Origin of the sequence: Proteus faecis (assembly GCF_030286765.1) — a bacterium.
Taxonomy (GTDB): Bacteria; Pseudomonadota; Gammaproteobacteria; order Enterobacterales; family Enterobacteriaceae; genus Proteus; species Proteus faecis.
This window is the reverse complement of sequence record NZ_JASVWV010000002.1, coordinates 45,129-67,963: the sequence shown is the minus strand read 5'-3', so window position 1 is coordinate 67,963 and position 22,835 is coordinate 45,129. Positions and strand designations below refer to the sequence as shown.

The 22,835-nt window shown below is 37.1% G+C and carries 19 protein-coding genes; 7 read left to right on the top strand and 12 right to left on the bottom strand.

Annotation, left to right across the window (positions count from 1 at the left end; translation table 11 throughout):
* Positions 1–85: 85 nt before the first annotated feature.
* The 7 genes from wzz(fepE) to QSH13_RS04440 form a co-directional block, all read right to left on the bottom strand.
* On the bottom strand, positions 86–1,204 hold the full coding sequence (gene wzz(fepE), locus QSH13_RS04470) for an LPS O-antigen length regulator Wzz(fepE) (RefSeq protein ID WP_109397804.1): 1,119 nt from the start codon (positions 1,202–1,204) through the stop codon (positions 86–88).
* Positions 1,205–1,367: 163 nt separating this feature from the next.
* Positions 1,368–2,348 carry a ferrochelatase gene (gene hemH, locus QSH13_RS04465; protein ID WP_286038868.1) on the bottom strand — a complete coding sequence of 327 codons (981 nt, stop codon included), beginning with the start codon at positions 2,346–2,348 and terminating at the stop codon, positions 1,368–1,370.
* 163 nt (positions 2,349–2,511) lie between these two features.
* Entirely contained in the window at positions 2,512–3,156 is a 645-nt protein-coding gene (gene adk, locus QSH13_RS04460) for an adenylate kinase (protein WP_006534026.1), read from the bottom strand.
* A 181-nt stretch (positions 3,157–3,337) separates the two neighbouring features.
* Positions 3,338–5,221, bottom strand: a complete 1,884-nt coding sequence (htpG, locus tag QSH13_RS04455; RefSeq protein WP_109397806.1) for a molecular chaperone HtpG — start codon at positions 5,219–5,221, stop codon at positions 3,338–3,340.
* A 226-nt stretch (positions 5,222–5,447) separates the two neighbouring features.
* Entirely contained in the window at positions 5,448–6,632 is a 1,185-nt protein-coding gene (gene purT / locus QSH13_RS04450; RefSeq protein WP_286038867.1) for a formate-dependent phosphoribosylglycinamide formyltransferase, read from the bottom strand.
* A gap of 124 nt (positions 6,633–6,756) precedes the next feature.
* The gene (gene rarD / locus QSH13_RS04445; protein ID WP_109397808.1) at positions 6,757–7,668 is read right to left on the bottom strand and encodes an EamA family transporter RarD; all 912 of its coding nucleotides are present in this window, start codon (positions 7,666–7,668) and stop codon (positions 6,757–6,759) included.
* Between the two features lie 232 nt (positions 7,669–7,900).
* Positions 7,901–8,848, bottom strand: coding sequence for a PfkB family carbohydrate kinase (locus QSH13_RS04440; protein ID WP_109397809.1), 948 nt, complete (start codon positions 8,846–8,848; stop codon positions 7,901–7,903).
* A gap of 272 nt (positions 8,849–9,120) precedes the next feature.
* On the opposite strand from QSH13_RS04440, the gene QSH13_RS04435 reads away from it, so the two are divergent.
* Complete coding sequence (locus QSH13_RS04435; protein ID WP_109397810.1) at positions 9,121–10,587, top strand: glycoside hydrolase family 32 protein; 1,467 nt, start codon at positions 9,121–9,123, stop codon at positions 10,585–10,587.
* A 29-nt stretch (positions 10,588–10,616) separates the two neighbouring features.
* Here QSH13_RS04435 and QSH13_RS04430 read toward each other — a convergent pair whose 3' ends face one another.
* Entirely contained in the window at positions 10,617–11,612 is a 996-nt protein-coding gene (locus QSH13_RS04430; protein ID WP_286038866.1) for a LacI family DNA-binding transcriptional regulator, read from the bottom strand.
* Positions 11,613–12,077: 465 nt separating this feature from the next.
* Between QSH13_RS04430 and QSH13_RS04425 the strand changes: the two genes are divergently transcribed.
* From QSH13_RS04425 to allS, 6 genes are all read left to right on the top strand, one after another.
* The gene (locus QSH13_RS04425) at positions 12,078–12,713 is read left to right on the top strand and encodes a response regulator transcription factor (RefSeq protein ID WP_109397812.1); all 636 of its coding nucleotides are present in this window, start codon (positions 12,078–12,080) and stop codon (positions 12,711–12,713) included.
* A 943-nt stretch (positions 12,714–13,656) separates the two neighbouring features.
* Positions 13,657–14,319 (top strand): CDP-alcohol phosphatidyltransferase family protein, encoded by a 663-nt coding sequence (locus QSH13_RS04420; protein WP_109397813.1) that lies wholly within the window; start codon positions 13,657–13,659, stop codon positions 14,317–14,319.
* Positions 14,320–14,322: 3 nt separating this feature from the next.
* Positions 14,323–15,045, top strand: a complete 723-nt coding sequence (locus QSH13_RS04415) for a lysophospholipid acyltransferase family protein (protein WP_109397814.1) — start codon at positions 14,323–14,325, stop codon at positions 15,043–15,045.
* A complete protein-coding gene (locus tag QSH13_RS04410) occupies positions 15,032–15,967 on the top strand; it encodes a phosphatidate cytidylyltransferase (protein ID WP_109397815.1) in 936 nt (311 codons plus the stop codon). The genes QSH13_RS04415 and QSH13_RS04410 overlap by 14 nt, the downstream gene beginning before the upstream one ends.
* 334 nt (positions 15,968–16,301) lie before the next feature.
* Positions 16,302–17,123 (top strand): CPBP family intramembrane glutamic endopeptidase, encoded by an 822-nt coding sequence (locus QSH13_RS04405; protein ID WP_109397816.1) that lies wholly within the window; start codon positions 16,302–16,304, stop codon positions 17,121–17,123.
* Positions 17,124–17,501: 378 nt separating this feature from the next.
* The gene (gene allS / locus QSH13_RS04400; protein ID WP_036934748.1) at positions 17,502–18,416 is read left to right on the top strand and encodes an HTH-type transcriptional activator AllS; all 915 of its coding nucleotides are present in this window, start codon (positions 17,502–17,504) and stop codon (positions 18,414–18,416) included.
* A gap of 58 nt (positions 18,417–18,474) precedes the next feature.
* On the opposite strand, the gene QSH13_RS04395 is transcribed toward allS, so the two are convergent.
* From QSH13_RS04395 to QSH13_RS04380, 4 genes are read right to left on the bottom strand one after another with little or no spacing between them, the layout of a single operon-like run.
* Positions 18,475–19,716, bottom strand: coding sequence for an MFS transporter (locus QSH13_RS04395; RefSeq protein WP_109397817.1), 1,242 nt, complete (start codon positions 19,714–19,716; stop codon positions 18,475–18,477).
* Between the two features lie 25 nt (positions 19,717–19,741).
* The gene (locus tag QSH13_RS04390; protein ID WP_109397818.1) at positions 19,742–20,647 is read right to left on the bottom strand and encodes a carbamate kinase; all 906 of its coding nucleotides are present in this window, start codon (positions 20,645–20,647) and stop codon (positions 19,742–19,744) included.
* Between the two features lie 47 nt (positions 20,648–20,694).
* A complete protein-coding gene (locus tag QSH13_RS04385; protein WP_286038865.1) occupies positions 20,695–21,522 on the bottom strand; it encodes an oxamate carbamoyltransferase subunit AllH family protein in 828 nt (275 codons plus the stop codon).
* A gap of 42 nt (positions 21,523–21,564) precedes the next feature.
* Positions 21,565–22,830 (bottom strand): YlbE family protein, encoded by a 1,266-nt coding sequence (locus QSH13_RS04380; protein WP_075673293.1) that lies wholly within the window; start codon positions 22,828–22,830, stop codon positions 21,565–21,567.
* Positions 22,831–22,835 lie beyond the last annotated feature (5 nt).

Here is a 22,835-nt window from a genome sequence, read left to right as displayed (position 1 = left end):
GCTAAAAAAGATGCGCAATGTTAACACAATATTATGGGAGAGACAGTAGGTGTACGTCAGTACACCTACTTATTTAAAGATATTTTTATGCAGTTTTACGACGGCTTCTTGCCATATAGCTCAGTAAAACACCCATAACAGACAGAATGAAACCAACAAAAGCGGCGCCAACTAAAATCAGGGCACGTTTAGGTGCATCTTTTTTAGTCGGTTCGTAAGGCTTCAACATATATTTGAATGGTACAAATTGAAGATCATCTAATTTTACTTTTTCTAATTGCTTCATATTGTATAAACGGTTTTTCAGATCAGAACTTACCGTTGTTGGGTCTGTGATAGCTTCTGTAATGGCTAATTTACTGCTTAACGCATCAGAACCCATGGCAATAGAATAATCAGGGTCATCTTTAATCTGTGCACCCTCACTGGAAATTGGTTTTTTAACTCCAGCGGCATTTGCGATTTCTAACGCATATTTTAGACGTTGCACATTCACATTACGCGCATTAGCGATACGCTCTAAATCCATTTCATAGGCTTTTTGTGCAAAACTTAATTTACGCTCAATTTGATCATCAATTTCGTCTTTTACTTCCATTCGTACTTTGGTAGAAATAAAACGAATATAACCAGAAAGCAAATCGTAAGCTTCTTCAGGCGTTGGGGCAGTAAAACTTAAATTAATTTCCCCACTAAACTCTTCATCACTATTCTTGCTATCCGATGATTTTAAATTAATATCTTTCGTTACAATATCTTCAATTAATCTACGCTTATCTAATGGCGTTGGTTCTTCCATTTTTGCCAGTAAGCTTTTGTAGTAGTCAGTACTAACTAAAAATTCTTCACGTAAAACACGAGAATTATAGTTATTGATAAATTTTTGATAAACAGATGAACCATTCACACCTGTATCAACATCCACTAAGCTAAGCTCAGTCAATGTTGCTCTTAATTGCTTCATTTCATCGAGCATTGGCTTGGTAATTGCAGCTTGGCTAGTCCATTTTTGTGGTAAAAAGCTTGCAACAGTAAAGCCAACGATAGCAAATAATAACGTGATACCAATAATGACAAACTTTGATTTATAAATAACAGAAAATAATTCAAAAAGATCGATTTCATCATTCTGTTTTAGATAGAAATCGTCAAAATGTCCTTTATCAATTTCTGAAGATTGTGGTTTTGAAAGCTTACTATTCATTTTCCTGCCTAAATTTATGTAATGCAGTGTCCGTTTATCAGCACTTTTAGTGATTTCCACTAAAAGACTTAAAAAATGAGAAAAGATAAGTTTATATATAACTGAAATATGATCAAATTAATATATCATCAAATCCGATAATTTTATTTATCGAATTCAGTAATTATTTTTCGCATACCTCTCGGATCATCGCTTCTAGCAAGTCAATATGCTCAATTTCAGCATTTAATGCCGGAATGTATTCGTACTGTTTACCACCACCATGAATAAAGAACTCTCGGTTCTGTTCATTAATTTCTTCTAATGTTTCCAAGCAATCAGATGAAAATCCTGGACATACAACCTGCACATGTTCAACCCCTTCACTTCCCAGCTTTTCCATCGTTTTATCTGTATAAGGCGATAACCAAGGTTCACGACCAAAGCGTGATTGGAATGTCAGCATAACCTGTTCTTTAGGATAACCTAACCGCTCTTCTAATTGCGCTTTTAGTTTTTCTGTTGTGAGACAACACTCATCATAATAAATATCCCCCGTTTTGATAAAACGCTCCGGAATACCATGAAAAGAGAGAATTAAACGATCGGGTTTACCATATTGCTGAAAGCTTTTCTCAATAGAGGTGACAAGTGCTTTGATATAAAGAGGATGTGTAGGATAACTACGAATAAAGTGAAGAGAGGGTATTGTACGCATGTCTTTAAAAACTCGGCTAACACCATCAAATACCGCAGCAGAAGTAGAGCAAGAGTATTGAGGATAAAGTGGTAACAAAATAATGCTCTCAACACCTTGTTGTAATAGCTTTTCCACCCCTTCATTTAGTGATGGGTTACCATAACACATCCCTAGTTCCACGGGTATATTAGGTAATCGCTGCGCAACAGCACGTTGTTGCGCTCGGCTATAAACTAAAAGAGGTGAACCTTCATCCATCCAAATCTGTTGATATAACTTAGCTACCTTAGGTGAACGAAACGGTAATATCACCCCTTGTAATAATGGTTTCCAAATCAAAGGAGAAACATCAACAACACGAGGATCGCTAAGAAATTGTGCTAAATAACGTCGAACAGCACCCGTTGTCGGCGCATCAGGTGTGCCAAGATTAACCAAAAGAACACCATACTTAGCATCATTCATACTATGACTCCTTAGAGTTATTTTATTAGGATAACCAGAGAGTAGAAGAATAAAGGAAAATAATAGATTGTGCTTGTCAATTTATTGGATTGAACTCTTTACCTTATTTTCTAGAGATAAAAAAAATCCCGGCTAAACCGGGATTAATCATCACAATGACGCATTAGCCAAGGATACTTTTCAGTTCAGCGTTAATTTCGCTTACTTTTTGTGTACCATCAACTTTGAAGTATTTCGCATTGCTTGCTTTAGCTTCATTTTGATAATAGGAAACTAATGGTGCTGTTTGAGTATGGTATTCAACTAAACGTTTACGAACCGTTTCTTCTTGGTCATCTTTACGTGTTGTTAATTCTTCACCCGTCACATCATCACGATTTTCCACTTTAGGTGGATTAAATTTCACATGATAAACACGACCTGATGGTGCGTGAACACGACGACCAATAATACGCTCGACAATGATGTCATCAGGTACAGCAAATTCCAGTACGAAATCCACATTGATACCTGCTTCTTTCATTGCATCAGCTTGTGGAATTGTTCTTGGGAACCCATCCAACAAGAAACCATTACGGCAATCGTCTTGTTTGATGCGCTCTTTAACTAACGCAATAACTAATTCATCTGTAACTAACTGGCCATTGTCCATCAATGCTTTTGCTTTCAGTCCGAGTTCTGAACCCGAACTTACTGCTGCACGTAACATATCACCAGTTGAAATCTGTGGGATACCATAGTTTTCTTTAATGAATTGAGCCTGAGTGCCTTTACCAGCGCCTGGAGCGCCTAGCAGAATGATACGCATCGCGTAAATCCCCTTGCATTTAATTTTTTATATTTAAACTCGAAAACGCATTACCATACCATTTTGTGAGGTCATCGCTCAAGAAATCACGGTAGCGATTGCATTTTATTTTTATCGAAAAAGAAAAAACCACGCTCTCTCTTCAGATAAACGTGGTTTAAATGTTTGAAAACGAAAACAGTTACGCTTTTTGAACTAAAAGTTGATTCACTAAGCGAATAAACTGGTTTGGATCCTCTAAAGAGCCTCTTTCAGCAAATAAAGCCTGATCCAGTAATAAATTAACCCAATCCGCAAATAGCGCTTCATCTGTTAGTTCTGCTGTTTGCTTCACTAATGGATGATTTGGATTTAGCTCAAAGTTGTATTTCACTTCTGGCACTTCTTGCCCTGCTGCAGCAAACAATTTGGCCATTTGTGTTGTCATTTCATCCGCACTGGTTGTCACAATGGCAGGCGTATCTGTTAAACGATGTGTTAATTTCACATCTTTAACTTTATCTCCCAGCAAGGTTTTAATGCGCTCAACAAAAGGAGCTAATTGTTTATCTGTTTCTTCTTGCTCAGCATGTTTCTCTTCATCAGCAAGTTTATCCAGAGATTCATCTGCTTTACTAACAGACTGGAATGATTTGCCATCAAACTCAGTCAGATAGTTCATCATCCACTCATCTATACGATCAGATAACAGCAGTACTTCAATGCCTTTTTTACGGAACAGCTCTAAATGCGGACTGTTTTTCGCAGCAGCATAGCTATCAGCTGTGATGTAATAGATTTTCTCTTGGCCTTCAACCATACGGCTAACGTAATCTTCCAGTGAAACAGTTTGAGCATCACTGTCGTTATGCGTTGACGCAAAACGTAATAATTTAGCAATTGTTTCAATGTTAGATGAGTCTTCTGCAGGACCTTCTTTTAAGACTAAACCAAACTCTTTCCAGAATGCTTGATACTCTTCCGGCTTGTTTTCTGCCAGTTTTTGTAACATCTGTAATGCACGTTTAGTTAATGCACTGCGTAAATTACGTGTAACAGAGCTATCTTGTAAAATTTCACGAGAAACATTTAACGGTAAATCATTAGAATCAACTAACCCACGGATAAAACGCAAGTAATTAGGCATAAACTGCTCAGCTTCATCCATAATAAAGACACGCTGTACATACAGTTTTAAACCATGACGTTGTTCACGATTCCATAAATCCCAAGGTGCTTTTGAAGGCACATATAATAAGCTTGTATACTCTTGCTTACCTTCTACACGGTTATGTACCCAGCTTAATGGGTCAGCAAAATCATGAGAGATATGTTTATAAAACTCTTTATACTCTTCATCACTCACTTCGGCTTTATTACGAGTCCAAAGTGCTTGCGCTTTATTAATTTTTTCCCATGTCACTGTGCCGTCTTCTTCATTTTTCGTTTCAATTTCAACAGGCAGAGAAATATGGTCAGAATATTTACTAATAATGCTACGCAGACGCCAATCATCTAAATACTCATCTTCACCTTCACGTAAATGAAGTGTGATGTCAGTACCACGATCAGCCTTTTCAATATCAGCAACGGTGTAATCACCTTCACCTTCAGATTCCCAAAAAACACCTTTATCTGCGCTTTCACCTGCAGCTCGAGTGCGTACTGTCACTTTATCTGCAACGATAAACGCAGAATAGAACCCAACACCAAACTGACCAATTAGTTGGCTATCTTTAGCTTGATCTTGTCCGATAGATTCTAAAAATGATTTTGTCCCTGATTTTGCGATAGTACCCAGGTTATCAATGACTTCATCACGAGTCATACCAATACCATTATCACTGATAGTCAAAGTACGTGCTTCTTTATCAGTGGAAATACGCACATGCAAATCGCCGTTATTTTCATAAAGCGCTGCATCTGATAATGCTCGGAAACGCAATTTATCAGCCGCATCTGATGCGTTAGAAATCAATTCGCGAAGGAAAATTTCTTTATTGGAGTAAAGAGAATGGATCATTAATTGAAGAAGTTGTTTAACTTCTGACTGAAATCCTCTTGTTTCCTGACCTTTCATACTCATTTTTACCTCAATTAATCCTAATTTGGCGAAAAAAATCGATATGAGTAAAAAGTGGGGATAGTTAAGCTAGTTTCAAGGGTCGAGTAAAAAATTAAGCTAATAAAAGTGATTACCCCCCTTATATGATGAAAGTTTGAGCCAAAATAATACTTACTGGATGTTTTTACCGCTAAGTTGATAATATTCACTTAGCGGTAAAATAGGCTAACTTAGGTTACATTTCTAATTATTTAGCATCACTTACAACGATTGCTTTTGCGCCTGCTTTTGCTTCATCTAATGCGTGTTTTATCGTATCAGCATGAGCAAGCACAACACCTAAACGACGAGAGCCGGCAATTTCAGGCTTCGCAAAAAGGCGAATTTGACGATCCGCCTTCAATACTTTTTCAATACCGGAATAAACGATATTCGTACTATAAAGCGCTGGTAAAATAACCGCGGATGCACAAGGACCTAATTGACGAATCCCACCAATGGGATAGCCTAAAAAAGCACGAACATGAAGCGCAAACTCTGATAAGTCTTGAGAAATGAGTGTCACCAATCCTGTATCATGAGGACGAGGTGAGACTTCATTAAAAAATACCTCATCACCTTGAACAAATAACTCAACACCAAATAAACCATATCCCCCTAAGTTTTCAACCACTTTACTTGCGATATGCTGTGCTTTAGCAAGTGCAATATCACTCATCTTTTGAGGTTGCCATGATTCACGGTAATCCCCTTTTTCTTGTCGATGACCAATAGGAGCACAAAAATGGATCCCATCGACAGCGTGAATAGTCAGTAAAGTGATCTCAAAATCAAACGGGATCATTTTTTCAACAATAACACGACCTTTTCCTGCTCGTCCGCCCTCTTGCGAGTAAGTCCAAGCTTGAGCTAAATCGTTTTCATTACGAATAACACTTTGCCCTTTTCCGGATGAGCTCATGACAGGTTTTACAATACAAGGAAAACCTATTGCTAAAGCGGCTTTTTTAAAACTCACTTCATCATCAACAAATTGATAGTTCGATGTAGGTAAATGCAGTGTTTCCGCGGCTAAACGACGGATCCCTTCTCTATCCATAGTGAGCTTTACAGCACGGGCACAAGGAACCACTTTTTGCCCCGCTTGTTCTAATTCAAGCAATAATGTTGTAGCAATAGCTTCAATTTCTGGAACAATAAAATCAGGTCGCTCTTGTTCAATTACTTGCTTTAATCCGTCGCTATCCAGCATATTTACAACATGATAGCGATGAGCAACATGCATAGCAGGAGCATTGAGATAGCGATCAACGGCAATCACTTCAATGCCTAAGCGTTGGCATTCTATCGCGACTTCTTTGCCTAATTCACCGGCACCTAATAACATCACTTTTGTTGCACTTGCTGTAAGAGCCGTACCCAACACTGTCATTTTTTATCCTCACTATTAATCAAAATCACAATCACGCAAACGATTGCTTTTATATAGCATAGCGGATTTAACATGATAGAAAAATAGCCAGACAAAAAAATAATCAAACAGAAAAATAAAACAATTACACCGTTTGGCTACGTTTTCCTTTTTGAATTTTTAGATAATTAAGACGTTTGCGAATAAGAGCCAATATACAGCATAAAAGCCCTAACCAAATCAACGAGAAACTCACGCCTTTTACTTCATCAAAAGCTTCATGGAATAAGAAAACAGCCAATAAAAATTGAATAGTAGGCTCAATATATTGTGCTAATCCGATTACAGTTAATGTGGTTCGTTTGACTGCTGCGGTAAAGAACAATAATGGCAATATAGTGACAGGTGCGGTTAGAATATAATAAAAACGAGTCAGATTATCTGCGGAAGGTAATGCGCTTTTATCTGTTATCAACAACCAAATAGTAACCCCTATTGCTAATGGCATTAACCAGAGTGTTTCGATAAATAAAGAAGTGATCACATCAAAACGAATAAACTTACGGATCAAGCCATATACAGCAAATGCCCCCCCCATCATAATAGCGAGTACAGGTAATTCACCGTACATCCACAATTGGTACCCCACTCCCGCACAAATTAAGGTAACCGCCCATTTTTCTGCTAGATTAAGCTTTTCTTTAAGAAAGATGACACCTAATAAAATAGAGAAGAGTGGATTAATAAAATATCCCAAGCTCGCCTCTAATACTTGTTGATGTGTTAATGCATAGGTAAATGTACACCAAGAAACGGCCATAGCCATTGAGCTAAATAGGCACATAAAAATAGAGCGCTTATCCTGTAAAACAACGCGCCATCGTGTCCTATTTTTAATAAAGAGTCGTACTAGTAATAAAAGAGGGATAGACCAGATCAAACGTTGAGCCAACATTTCTAACGGTTGCGCCCCAGGTAACAGACGATAAAACAGAGGCGTTATTCCCCAAAGAATATACGAAAAAATGGCTAATACCGCGCCTGATTGAGCCCACATTTAATGTTCCATCAATAAAAGTCAATAAGGTTTAATATCATACGCTTAAAACAGACAGAACAATATGATCAGCATCGCTGATTGATCAAACATCAATACGACGACATAGACAAGATAAAAAAAATCTCCACAAATAACGATTCCGAGAAAAGTCGTTATAAATGGAGAATTGGAAAATACCATTAAGGGAAAACCGTGGTAAAAACCACAACCAGAAAAAATAGGTAAGTTGTTAGAAAATCTCCCTAACATGTAACGGTGGTTGCTGCTGAACAAAATCACGTAATTTTTTACGACTTGGTGCTGCGGCTATCGCCCCTTTTTGGGTCGTGGCTAAAGCACCACAAGCAGCCGCTTGTGTCACTATTTTTGATAGATATTGTTCATCTTCAGCAAAACCATATTCAGCAAGCGCGGCTAACAAACCTGACATAAAAGCATCACCAGCACCGGTTGTATCAATACATTCAACGATAAAGGCGCTAAATGCGACTTGAGTATTTGGCGTAAAAACTAAACAACCTTTAGAGCCTTGAGTGATCACTTTTAAACGAGCGGGATAATCTTCTAATTTATTAAGTGCATTATTCAATGTCACTTCTTGTGTCATCCATGTAAGCTCATCTTCTGATAATTTTAATATGTCAGCTTTACGCGCATATTGATCAATAACTTCACGCATTTCTTCGTGATCACGCCACATTTGAGGGCGTAAATTAATATCAAAACTCAGCAGTGAATCGCTTTCTTTAACATTTTTGATTGCACAATCTAATGTCGAGCGACAAATGGGATTCACTAATGCTAAAGAGCAAAAATGCAAAATATCTTTATCAAAAGCAGGTAAAGATTTTTCGGTTAAAAATTGATCCGCAGACTCAGCCACTAAGAAAGTAAAATCACGCTCACCATTTTCTTGTAAAGAGACAAGAACAGTACTGGTGCGGTGAAACTCATCAAATTCCATTGCACGAGTATCCACACCCAGGTCAAATAATGTTTTTTGCATAAAATGGCCGAACGCATCTTCACCAACTCGTCCAATAAAACCACTTTGTTGACCAAGCTTAGCAACACCAGCAGCAACATTGACAGGCGCACCACCAGCGCATGCTTCATATTGCATGTTTTGCAATGGGATCAAGTCAACAACAGCGTCACCTAAAGACCAGACTTTCATAATCTCTCCTGAAGATAAGCAATTATTTTTCTTAACTATATTCTGTTCTTATGACTATTCATAACGAATAAGTAAATATATTGCTCGTAAATCCACACTGATAACGTTAACATAATAAGATAATATGATAAAGTCAATCTCATACATCGTATTTTTTTCACTCTAAATGTTATCGTTAACAACAGGAGTAATAGTGTGATTAGTCTGTTCTTTACCTTTTCTGTGCTCTTAAAAACACACTAATAACTCTAAAATAGAATAAGGATAATGATATGAAACACCGCTTAGAACAATCAACAACAGCCTTACATACTTTGATTGAAAAACGAGGCAATAAATTTTATCCCCAGTTTCATTTAGCTGCGCCCGCGGGTTGGTTAAATGATCCTAATGGTCTTATTTATCATGATGGTTTATATCATGCCTTTTATCAGCACCATCCTTATTCTCAAGATTGGGGGCCTATGCATTGGGGACATGCTACAAGCGCCGATATGATCCACTGGCAACACCAACCCATTGCGTTAGCACCGGGAGATGAGTACGACAAAAGTGGTTGTTTCTCAGGATCAGCAATTAGCCATGAAGGTAAACTCTATCTTTTCTATACAGGACACAATTGGTTAGGCGCCGAAGGGGATGATAGCCAAATCTATGAAGCACAATGTGTTGCTATCAGTGAAGATGGCATTCATTTTGAGAAAAAAGGCATCGTTTTAGAACCCCCTAAAGGCTATATGCATTTTCGTGATCCTAAAGTCTGGTATCAAGAAGGTAAATGGTGGATGGTTGTTGGTGCACGTGATGAAAAAGATCAAGGACAAGTCCTACTCTTCTCTAGCGAAACCTTATTTGTAGAGGGCCAGCAGTGGAACAACGATTACACTGTTTTAGGAAAAACGGATGATAAAAATGTCTATATGTGGGAGTGCCCTGATTTCTTCCCGATTAGTCAAGAAAACGAATTTGCAATCGTCTTTTCACCACAAGGAAAACGCGCTGAAGGCTATCAATATCGCAACCTCTTTCAATCAGGTGCATTAATTGGCAAGTGGTCACCAAATCAACCTTTTAAACCACAAGGGCACTTTATTGAACTTGATAATGGCCATGACTATTATGCGCCACAATCATTTACAACACCTGATGGTCGCCGTGTTTCTATGGGATGGATGGATATGTGGAATTCACCAATGCCTACAAAATCTGAGTTTTGGTCTGGCTGTTTTACACTCCCTCGTGAAATCACTTTTGATAAATCTAAAAATCGCTTACGCATGCTCCCCGTTAAAGAAGTGGAATCATTACGTCAAGAAAAACAGACTATCCAGCCAGTAACACTCAGTAATCAATCTATCGAGCTAGTAAATAATACCCAAGCTATCGAACTCGATTTAACATTATCTTTAGACAGTCACGCTGAGAAATTTGGCTTATGGATAGGTGAAGGGCTTGAGCTTTTTGTTGATAATCAATCACATCGTTTAGTTCTTAACCGTCATTATCCTCAGCATAATATAAGTGGGGCTAGAAGTATTCCATTACCTGAAGGTTGTGAATTGAACTTACGTATTTTTATTGATCGTTCATCAATTGAAGTCTTTGTAAACAAAGGGGAATTCACCCTAAGCAGTCGATATTATGCTCAACAAGATACCCAAGCTTTACATCTTTTTGCCATGAATGGTGATGCAACATTGATTAATGGTGAATATTGGCAACTAAACAGTATTTACTGATATTGAGAAGATAAGTAAGACGTGAGTCTTTAAATAGACTCACGTTCAACTAATTGACAAGGTACGTGTACGGTATCCCTATGGTTTCTTTCTTGAATGATATGCAACGTCGCTTCTTTACCTAACTCATAATGAGGCAGTTGTACCGTTGTTAATGGAGGATAGAACAACTCTCCTGTACCAATCATATTGTCGTATCCCAAAACAGCCACTTGCTCCGGAATACGTAACCCCATAGAAAGTAAAACTTGGTAAGCTAAAAATGCGATACGGTCATTACCACAAATGAGAATATCAAAGTCAGCTTTTTGATGAACACAATGGTTTTTCAATATTTCAATCACATCACGGTAGTGTTCATCTCCAAATATCATCGTATATTGTTGTAGATGTGACAATGGCAACCCTGCCTCTTGCCAAGCATCTTCAACAGCTTTACGACGAATAGGACCTGCAACTGACTCTTCAGGTATATAAAAACACAAAGGACGACGATACCCTTTTTCGATGACTTTTTTCATCGCAAAATATTGCCCATGATAATCATCGGGAATATAAGTTGGAAAAGCATGTGTTTTATCTAAGCAGTTTGCTAGCACTAAATTCTTATCAAACAACTTTTCATGTACAGTGATCTCACGCAGCCCCATAGTGGTATAGATGATACCATCTGGACGTTGAGCCAAAAGTTGCCAAATTGCATTTTCATAACAATCTTGTGCAGTCAAATTGACAACAAATGAACTCCAACCAAATTCTCTTGCGGTTTGTTCTATCGATAGAATCATTTCCACCGAAAATGGTGTCGTTGCGGTATCAATGGCCAGAACACCAATTGATGATACTTTTGTTCCTTGACCACGAATTTTTCGTGCAGAATAATCTGGAACATAGTTAAGTTGATCAATCGCATTTTGAACTTGTTTCAGTGTTTCTGGTTTTAATAACTCAGGGTTATTAATCGCTCTTGAGACTGTCATCAAAGAAACGGATGCAAGTCGAGCTACATCTTTCAGTGACGCCATAGTATTGGCTCGATTGGTTTATTAAAAAGGTCAATAGAAATAAAGTGCTATTTTACAAGAAGTAAAGTCAAAAAGCCACAAAGGGAATTGTGTTGTAACTAAATGCGACTATTAATTAATTCATAAAAAGACACCTAAATATATTATTTTTTTACTTATTAAGTGAGTTTAATATAGTTAAAATCACTTACGAGAAAAAACTTAGTTACAATTAATAATAGTTATTCCTCTCGTCATTATAGAAATTAATTATTCTTATCTATAAAATACAAATATTGAAACAAAACAAAGTTCTGATATTTTATCTATAATATAATACAGAAGTATTAATCATTTTTAATTTGATATATTCTGAATATAGCTCCGTTACGTGAATGTTACCCTACACAAAAAACTTATAAATTAGTCAAATTTCGTTACTCATTCACTTTTAGTGTAAGAGCAAAGTAAAACCAGGAGCAACATATGGAATCAATAATCCACTTAATCACTTTTGAAGATGACAGTACAAAAGTTCAACTTAAAGCTGTTCTTTCTTCTTTAGCGGCTAATGTGAAAACCTATTCAAATGAACAGGCTTTCTTAAAATACTATTTTTCATCGACAAAAGGAGCTCATAAAGAGTGCATCATAATTAATACAAAAAGCAGTGCTGCCCCCTCAATTGCACTGATTAAAGAACTTAACAAATTGAAAAACATTATCCCTATTATTATTATTTCTGGGGATAGTTCCATTGAAAGTTGTCGTAACGCATTTAAATCAGGGGCTTTTGAATATTTAACTCGCCCTCTAAATGTGAATGAACTTCTTAATATTGTCTCGGAATCTTTCCTACATTATGAAAGTGAAGTTGAGCAATTCCGAACATATATATCTCTAAAAGATAAATTTGGTAAGTTATCTAATAGAGAAAAAGAGGTTATGGAGATGATCCTTGAAGGAAATACGAGTAAAGAAGCAGCAGAAAAACTTTCGCTATCGCCTCGAACAGTTGAAGTGCATCGTTCAAATATGTATACAAAATTGAAAATAAGATCACTACCACAATTAGTTCAAGAATATGATTTCTTTAAGAAATATGACTTAAGAGCAAACTAATCTACAATGTGATTTCTATTTATCAATAGGTTGTATTATCTAGCGATATAACGATATGACCTGTTTAACTTTCATTATCTTTTATTAATGAGAGAATGCTGTACTTCTAAAAATATTCTATTTTGGATGAATTACACCTAATATGGGAATAATTAATACGTTAGACACCATTCTACGATAGAAAGGGTGGCAACTTATTTCGATGCCCCCTTTCATTAGTGTTCGTTTAATTTCAATTTAAAAAAACACGTATATATTGTTTTCATAATCGCCATTATCAATAACTATTATGATTCTTTTTTATTAATAATAGAAATATAAGAAAAGATAAAGCTATTAATTTGATGTAAATCATTTTTCACTTATTATAAAGATGATTATTCTTATTTTTAATTTCTCATTTTCTTTATTCTTATTTCACGAAGAAAATTATTAATGATTAAAAAATAATACAAAAGAAATCCCCGTCTCTCTTTTTATGCCCATTTAAAGACTATTTATGCGGTTTGATTTTAGATCTAAACAAGAATTTCTTTATAAGAAAATTCTAACCAACGCATTTTAATTGCGATTATTTAAACTGTAAAATAAGAAATAATAATAAGTATTTCCTTTTATCCCCCCTTTTACTTAAGAAATTTATTCTCTTTATAGTTTAATTAATGTAATACATCATTTACTATTTCTACTTAGTAACAATCAAATAAAGAATATCATTAAACGATCAACTCATGTAAGTATAATGCACTAGCCATGAATAAGTATTAACACCTATAAAAACAAATGATTATTGATGATTGATTTATAGTCTTAATAAGAACATAACAATAAGATATTAATCCACACAAAAAAACATAAGACAAACTTATACGTTTATTCTTATTCTCACTTTGTGCAAATGCCTTTATGCTATACCCTCCTAACTCGCTTTTTAAAAAGAAAAATGAACGCTCAAGATAAAAACCGCCGCCCTATAAAAGCAAGACAAACAAGCTGGGCTACAAAGTGTAGTCGCTACTTACAACAAAAAGGGGCAACCCCAAACGGTATTTCCGTGTTTAGCATCATATTTGCATTACTTGCCGCCTTATCACTTTTTTGTGCTCTCTTTTACACATCTGGATTATTACGATCAATTTTACTGCTCCTTGGCGCTATCATGATCCAAGGTCGCCTCATTTGTAATTTATTAGATGGTATGGTTGCCGTCGAAGGTGGCATGAAAAGCCCTGTAGGTGCTGTTTATAATGAATTACCAGACAGAATTGCCGATACTTTAATTATTTTAGGTGTTGGTTATGGATTATCTCCTGACTTTTCTATGGCCATTACGTTGAGTTGGGTGGGTGCTTTTTTTGCAGTAATGACCGCTTATGTTCGCGTATTAGGTGGTGCTTGTGGATTAGAGCAACAATTTACAGGCCCAATGGCAAAACAGCACCGAATGGCATTATTAACCTCTGTTGCTGTTATTGCTGCATTTATTCCCAGTTTTTGGGGAATATGGCTCTTTTTTATTTCCTTATGGATTATTATATTAGGTTCAACGCTGACCACAATTTTCAGAACCCGTCGAATTTTACGGGATTTAGCACAAGGTGTCTGATTAATGAAAAATGGAAAACTTGCTTTCGATGCAAAAGTGGTATCATCCGTCTTAGTCTCTATTTGTCGATTTTTAACCGGTATTCGCGCCAAACAAACCTCACCTATTGCAAAAGATACACCTTGCATTTATTACGCTAACCACTCTAGTCATCTTGATGGTTTAGTTATTTGGTCTTGCCTTTCACCCAATATTCGCCCTTATGTTCATCCAGTTGCGGCTGAAGATTATTGGAATAAAAACCGCTTACGCCGTTATTTATCTCGTCGTATCTTTAGAGCTATTCTTATTCCTCGACATGCGACCAAAATGAATTCTCTACAAGAGGAAAATTCTTGCGAAGAAGTTGTAAAACACCCCACTAATGATTCGGCATCATCTACACAAAATAAAACCAATGCACTTGTTTTGATGCAAGAAATTTTAGACCAAGGGGATTCTTTAATTATTTTTCCAGAAGGTACTCGAGGTAATGGCGAATCTATTCAAGATTTTAAAGCGGGTCTTTGGCATCTCTCTCGTAAAAATCCGAATGTACAATTAGTCCCTATTTATCTCGAAAACTTGAACAGAGTTCTTCCTAAAGGCTCTCGCTTAGTTGTTCCGGTTATTTGTAGTGCAATTTTTGGAGCCCCTATTAGAGCCACTCATGAAAATGAAAGTAAACAAGAGTTTCTGGTAAGAGCAAAAAGCGCGTTAGAGGAGCTACACAATGGAACGTATTAATAACGAGGTCTTCTGGATCTTTATTGGACTCTTCTCTTTCTTAATTATCGCCAGCATTATTGGCGCTATTTTAGCAGCAGTAAAAGGCCCAACTTCCACTATCACAAATCTTAATTCAAGGATAAACGCGTGGTGGGTAATGTGTATTATTGCAGGCGTTGCAATAGGAATTGGGGCAATCGGATCTGTCATCCTATTTACTATTATCTCATGGCTTGCATTACGCGAACTTATTACCTTAACCCCCACACATCGTGGCGATCATGAAGCGCTCTTCTGGTGTTTCTTCGTTATACTGCCTCTCCAATACATTCTTGTTGGTGTGCAATGGTACAACTTAATGGCGGTATTTATTCCTGTTTACGCCTTCTTATTAATACCAACACGTATGGCACTTTCAGGCGACACTCGCCACTTCTTAGAACGTATGGCAAAAGTACAATGGAGTGTGATGATAGCCATTTATTGCCTAAGTTATGCTCCAGCACTTTTAATGTTACCAATTGAAGGTTTCGAAGGCCGTAATATCAATTTATTGCTCTTTTTAATGATAGTGGTGCAGGTTTCTGATGTGCTTCAATATGTGTTTGGTAAATTATTTGGTAAACATCCTATCGTGCCTAAATTAAGTCCAAATAAAACAGTGGAAGGTTTTTTTGGTGGCATTATCTCAGCTAGCTTGATTGGTATGATGTTGTGGTGGGCAACACCTTTCTCATGGTGGGCAGCATTTTTACTCTCTTTAGTGATTACATTGGCCGGTTTTGCCGGTGGTTTATGTATGTCTGCAATCAAAAGAGACAGTGGTGTAAAAGATTTTGGTACGATGATCGAAGGTCATGGTGGCATGATGGATAGAATGGATTCCCTCTGTTTTGCAGCACCTATTTTCTTCCATGTTATTCGCTATTTTTACGTTTAGTTTTACTTGGTTTAATCAAAAGTAAACTAACCTATATGGGCTAAAATGCCGGTATTAAAACTGAACTGCCCCCCCAAAGTTGGACACCAACTTTGGGGTGTTTTACTCATGCTAATTTAATATCACAAATTGACAATCATCATATAAATTAAACATTTATTTTAATTTTAGACTAAAAATCAATTTTGGGTATTTTATATATAATTCAAATAATTAAATAAAAACATTGTCAGTAAAGAGGTCTGCTTTCTCTACTTTTTTATTTATAATGATAGCCTAGAAGGCCGCTATCTTTTACCCTAGCGCTCCTTTTCATTTTATAACCTTTACAATTATGATCACTTGGCTACTTCTTGCTTTTTCTTTGTTATTTTTGGGTTTTAATCGCACTCTTGCATTTATTTCACTGATATTTACAGCAGTTAGCGCATTTATAACCGGTGTTATTACATGGCATACCTTGCCAGTTATTGTTAGTATTCTCTTACTCGCGTTCGCCTATTCTCGCTATAAAAAACAGCCTCTACTTAGAGCAATCATCATTCTCATGCTTGTCATTATTGCCAGTGGATTAACTTTTCACCTTATTCCTGGTTTTAACAATTTACGTTACCTTTCACACGCCATTATAGGAATGAAAAGCGCCCCTTTCTCTTTTTATTTCAACGCTGATAAAGCATTATTACCTTTTATTTTTCTAATCTTTATTCCAACGCTTTTTGTCTGCGAACCATTAAAAAAAGCAAATAAATTACAGTGGACAATGCTAATTATTGCCATTCCTGCATTGTTATTAATCGCTGTAAAACTGGGAGGATTAGCAATTGAATTACACTTACCATCGTGGTTACCTGCATTTATTCTCGCAAACCTCTTTTTTGTATCACTTGCTGAAGAAGCATTATTTAGAGGTGTTATTCAGCAAACATTATCTCACTATCTTCCCCCTTATATTGCACTATTAATAGCAGCCATTATCTTTGGTCTAGCACATTTTGCAGGCGGATTACTGCTGATTATATTTGCTTCACTGGCAGGTATTATTTATGGATTAGCCTGGATGTGGAGTGGGCGGCTTTGGGTTTCAACGCTATTTCACTTTGCACTTAATCTGACTCACCTGCTCTTTTTTACCTATCCTTTTAAAATAGCCTGATCTCTATTTTTCATATTATAACGATGACCTATTTTTTATCCTGATCTTCACTGCCTTTTACTGATATTTTAACTTTGTCAGTAAAAGGATGAGTGAAACGTGAAAGCAATCACACAAATAGAATACAGATACTGTTCTTAGCGCCCATCATCCGATGAAATTTTTGTTAGTATGCTTTATTGCTTATCTATAAATAATCAAAACTTCATACGGCAAATAACAATAAGCTAAAAATAATAACATCCATTAACACGATAAGAAGTTGTCTTACTTTGCGGTATAGACCTCAGAAAAAATAGGTAAGCTTTACTTTGTTCACTTTTTTAATTCAGCATTATCTGCTGATATTTTGCCTCTCTTATTACCAGGACAAAAGATATGTTAGACCAAGAAATGATCCGTACCTTTATACAGGTAGCCGATTGCCAAAGTTTTACCAAAGCTGCAGATGTACTTCATAAAACATCAGCGGCGATTAGTTATCGTATAAAAACATTAGAAGAAAATATTGGCACCCAACTTTTTAATCGCACTACAAGAACCGTTACACTTACGCCGGCAGGTGAATATCTATTAGAGAAATGTCGTCAATGGATTGTATGGTTAGAGTCAATGCCAGTGGAACTCCAGCAAATGAATGCCGGTGTCGAACATCAGGTCAATATTGTCATTAATAATCTTCTCTATGATCGTACTGCGGTTGCCAGTATGTTGGCTTGTCTTCATCAACGTTTTCCTTCTACCCAATTTCATATTACTCGCCAAGTCTATATGGGAGTTTGGGATGCGCTTATTAACGAAGATTATCATTTTGCTATTGGTGTTACAGGCAATGAATCCCTTAAGAATAATATTAACATTTGTGCGATGGGCGAAATTCAATGGCAATTTGTTGTCGCCCCTAATCATCCTTTAGCCAATATCAGTGGTGTACTAAGCGATGATCAAATGCGTATGTATTCTGCAGTAAACGTTGAAGATACTTCTCGCCATCTTTCTAAACGCACAGCATGGCGTTTATCGGGTCAACATGAAATACGCGTACCTGACTTACATACAAAATTAGCCTGTCATTTAAAAGGTGTGGGAATAGGATTTTTGCCATTAAGTTTATGTAAACCACTTATTGATAGCGGACAGTTAATTGCGAAAGAAGTGAAAAATCGTCGTCATAATTCCCCCCTTTCATTAGCATGGTGTGAAGATAAAAAAGGCGCAGTAGTCAGTTATTTAGTGGAGTTATTTAAGCAAAATCATCCAAGCGTGCAATCGTTTTACGATCCTTTAAATTAAAAAGGCAAACCGAAGTTTGCCCTTTTAGTGTGTATTCAATAACTATCAGAATCACGTACTAGGCTTTTGCTTCTTCATTATTGTTACTTTCTTTAATAAAGAGGCTTGCCACAATACCGATACAAATCAGAATAGCGGCAAAGTAGAAACCCGAGTCCATACTACCGGTTTGGTCTGATAGGAAACCAGTTAATGTTGGTGCAAAAACAGAGCCCAGCATACCGATACAGTTATAAACACCAAACGATGTACCTAGAGCATGTCGCGGTGAGTTATCAGCAACCACAGCAACAAGTACTGGGTTTGTACTGATTTTACCTACAATACCGTAAAGGATCAGTGCGCCAATTAGTACTGGCATTGATTCTGACATTGGTACAGCAAGGATCGCGATTAATGACAGTGGTAACATGATCAGTAATACAGGTTTACGACGACCAATTTTATCTGAAACCCAGCTAAAAATAAGTGAACCTGGAATAGCAAACCACGGCATTAATGATGCGATAGTTGAAATTTGTGTTCCTGTAATTCCACGCTCTGTTTCTAAGTAGTAAGGTAGCCAAGTGACTAATACAAAGAAACCATAGATCGAACAGAAGATAGTGACATATGCAAGGTTGATATTGCGATTACCAAATAAATCTTTAAATGTCAGCTTAACTTTCTGTTTTGGTGCGCCATTTTCTGTCGCTGGTTGTGCTTTTGGCTTATCTTTGATGATCCATAACATCACCAAACCAATAATAATAATTGGCACACCAATAATATAGAACGGAGCTCGCCAGCTCATTCCCATCTCACCAACAGAAATACTTGAGATGTAGTAACCAATAGACAAACCAAATGCCATACCACTATTGATAATCGCACTACCTAATGTAATACGATGTTTTGGTATCGCTTCTGAAGATAGACCATACTGAGGACCATAATAGAAACCTTGGAATATCCCCACCATGACCCATGCGAACATAAAGGTTACGTAAGTTGGCATCATACCCGCAATAATGGTAAATCCACCAAAAAGAACCACACCGGTTACTAATACTTTTTTCTTACCTAAATAGTCACCAATCATGCCTGATGGAATATTTAATGCAGTATATCCGATAAAGAAAATACTCATGATGGAGCCAAGTTGAGCTTTAGTCAGATCAAACTCAGCACCAATATTTACCATTAAAGGACCAACAATAGCACGGCTACCATACAGCGCAATCCAACCAAAGAAGAAGATAATGGTCAGTTTGACCCAATAAGGGACTTTGCCTTTCTCATTCACTTGTGCATCGTTCATAATGACGCTCCTGAAAGAATTTTTATTAAGACTTATAAATTAAAGTGCCAGACTGACCTTCAATAACTTGTTGAATATTTTGTAATGCACCAATATGAGCTTGTTGCCCTGTTGCATTAACAAAATCACTCACTGCCATAATTTTTGGTCCCATTGCACCATCAGCGACAGCCATTGGTGCAAGTTCTTCTGGTGTTGCTTCACGAATTGCAGCTTGTTCTGGTGTACCCCAATTTTTATAAATAGCATCTGCCTCTGTTAAAATAACAAAGTGCTCTGCATTTAATTCACGAGAAATTAAAGCCGCAGTTAAATCTTTATCAATAACAGCTTCACTACCAATAAATTCATTATTTAAATTGTTGACTGGAATACCGCCGCCACCACCACAAATAACAATATGACCTTTGTCTAATAAAAGCCTTACTGCTTCAATATCAATGATCTTTTTCGGTATTGGTGATGGCACAACACGACGATAATGTTTACCGTCTTGTTTAAATGTCCATTGATACTTCGTAATTAATTCTTCTTTATCAGCTTCATCATAAATAGGGCCGATAAATTTACTTGGATCACTAAATGCTTCATCATTAATATCGACTGAAACTCGAGTCATTACCGTTGTAATAGCTTGTTCAGGATGATTTTGATTAATTTTCTGCATCATCATATAACCAATCATACCTTGGCTTTCTGCTACTAAAATATCCAGCGGATAGGCTGGAACAGCTTGATATGCAAGGTTTTGTAGTGCAAGCAATCCAACTTGAGGCCCATTACCGTGTACTAATACAACACGATACTCTTTAGCTAATTTATTAATTGTCTCTGACATCAGTTCAATATTTTTATATTGATTTTCAGCAGACAAAATTTCTCCGCGTTGCAATAATGCATTTCCGCCTAAAGCAATAACAATTGTTTTCATAATTATCCGTATCCGAATGTTTATATAAATTCTTTTATTAAAAAAAATTAATAAATATGCTGCTGTTGTTTTTTAGCTTGGTAACCAATCCATAATCCCAGTAATGTATCCGCACCGGAATGATGACCAATAGAGAGTATTTCCAACATATCCTTAAAAATAATCTCTTTATTCTTTATTTTTTTACCTAGTTGAATGAGATAGGTAGAAAATATTCCCTGTGTGGCATATTCCAAATAATGCTTACTGACAATGGTGGTCAATTCAGATAAAGGCGGTGTGTTATAAAAAAAATTATTAAGTTTATTTTCTGGCTCTGCTAAGTAATGTGCAAATAACATTCCCACCAGCATATCATCGGAACTTGGTGTTAATCCGGGGCCTTTGCCTGTAAAAATAGCCCAGTTAACAGCATTGCCTAATAACTGATTATGAAATAGCTTAGTTAATAATTTAATTTCACTAAGTTGCGCGATTTGACGGTAATTTTTTAATGATCCGTATAACCCCGTTGCAATTGAGGGGGATAACAGAGAAAAAAAACTTTCTAACCAACGCAAATCTAAATCCGCTTTATCTTGTAAGCGCAAATTCTCACGTTGACCTGCGATCAAGGTAAGCTTATTTGTGAGTGTTGCTTGATGATTTTTAAGCTTCATCACTATCGAGGGATGGCACTGTTTTACAAAATAATCAAAATCTTCTGGTTTCAGTAACCATCCCATCGGGCTTAATCCTCTACCTTCACGATGAAAAGTGATTAAGCGTTGTTGAGGACAAATGAAATTCAAAGCATGGTCATAAATGCCCACACATTTAATTTCACCTTCAAAGTCAGTGATATGCTGGCTGGTTTGAAGTGCTTGAATTTGCATAATGCCCCCTTTATTGCTGTACTTTGTCGTTAAAAAACGAAATTAAGCGTCGATACCCAGCTCTTCAGCAAGTGCAACAATCGCTTTCTCAAAGCAACCTAAAGGTGCGCGTACAGTACCAGCGCCAATCTGACCAACCCCCGGCTCTTTATGTGCAATACCCGTGTTGATCAGTGGAGTGATCCCTGTTTCAACAACGCGACGAGCATCTAAACCTAAACATGCGCCTTGGAAATCCCAAGTTGGAATTTGCAACATCATGTTACGAGCAAGGTAGATTTCAGCCATTTCTTCCGTTACTTCACGCGCTGCATCCATACCACCAGAAGCACCGACAAAACGAGTTACACCAGGAGCTGCAACCATGGCTGCGCCACCAATACCAAAGGTTTCAGTGATTGCACTATCGCCAATGTCTGGGTTTGCATCTGCTTGACTAAAGCCAGAGAAGAACAGACCTTGTGGTGTATTGACTGGCGCGGTAAACCATTGATCGCCCATTCCACTGATTTTGATCCCAAAGTTACTACCATTGCGTGTCATCACCGTGACGATAGTACCTTGCTTGATTTGAGCCCCTGCATCCATCGCGGCTTTACAGTAAGCCATGGCTAAGTTCAGGAAGAACTGGTCTGTAATGCTCAGGAATTTAGTTACTTTGGTAATTTCAGCTTCTTCAAAATCTAAAGTCCCTAGTACTGGTGCAAGCTGGCGCAGTAACAATGCAGATGCGGCAATGTTACGTTGGTGGAATTCATCACCCATCGTAATTGCTTGACCCATAATTGCCGTCAGATCGATACCGTTTTCAAATGTTGCAATCGCTGCTTTTAATACTGGCGCTAAGCTATTTTTCATCCAATGTAAACGCTCTTGCACATCTGGACCGTAAGCGCCAAAGCGCATCACTTTACCGATACCTTCGTTCATGTTGCAGTAAGCGTAGTTACCATGAATGTGGTTTTTGATAACCAGCATTGGCATATGAGCAGAAGTAATCCCCCCCATTGGGCCTACTGCATTCACGTTATGGCAAGGAATAAACTCGATTTCCCCTGCTTCTAACATGGCTAATGCTTGTTCTTCAGTTTCTGCCCAGCCTTCAAATAAAGAAGCACCAATACATGCACCGCGAACAGGACCACTCATTTCACCCCAAGTCACTGGTGGACCTGCATGAAGTAGTTTTTTACCCGTTTCTAAAGTAGGAACAACTTCTTTTGCTAAGCTAACATCACACCAGTGAGGACGGGCTTCACGGATACGTTCGATAACTGCTTCATTCGCTTGTTCGATAGTTGAATACATATCTG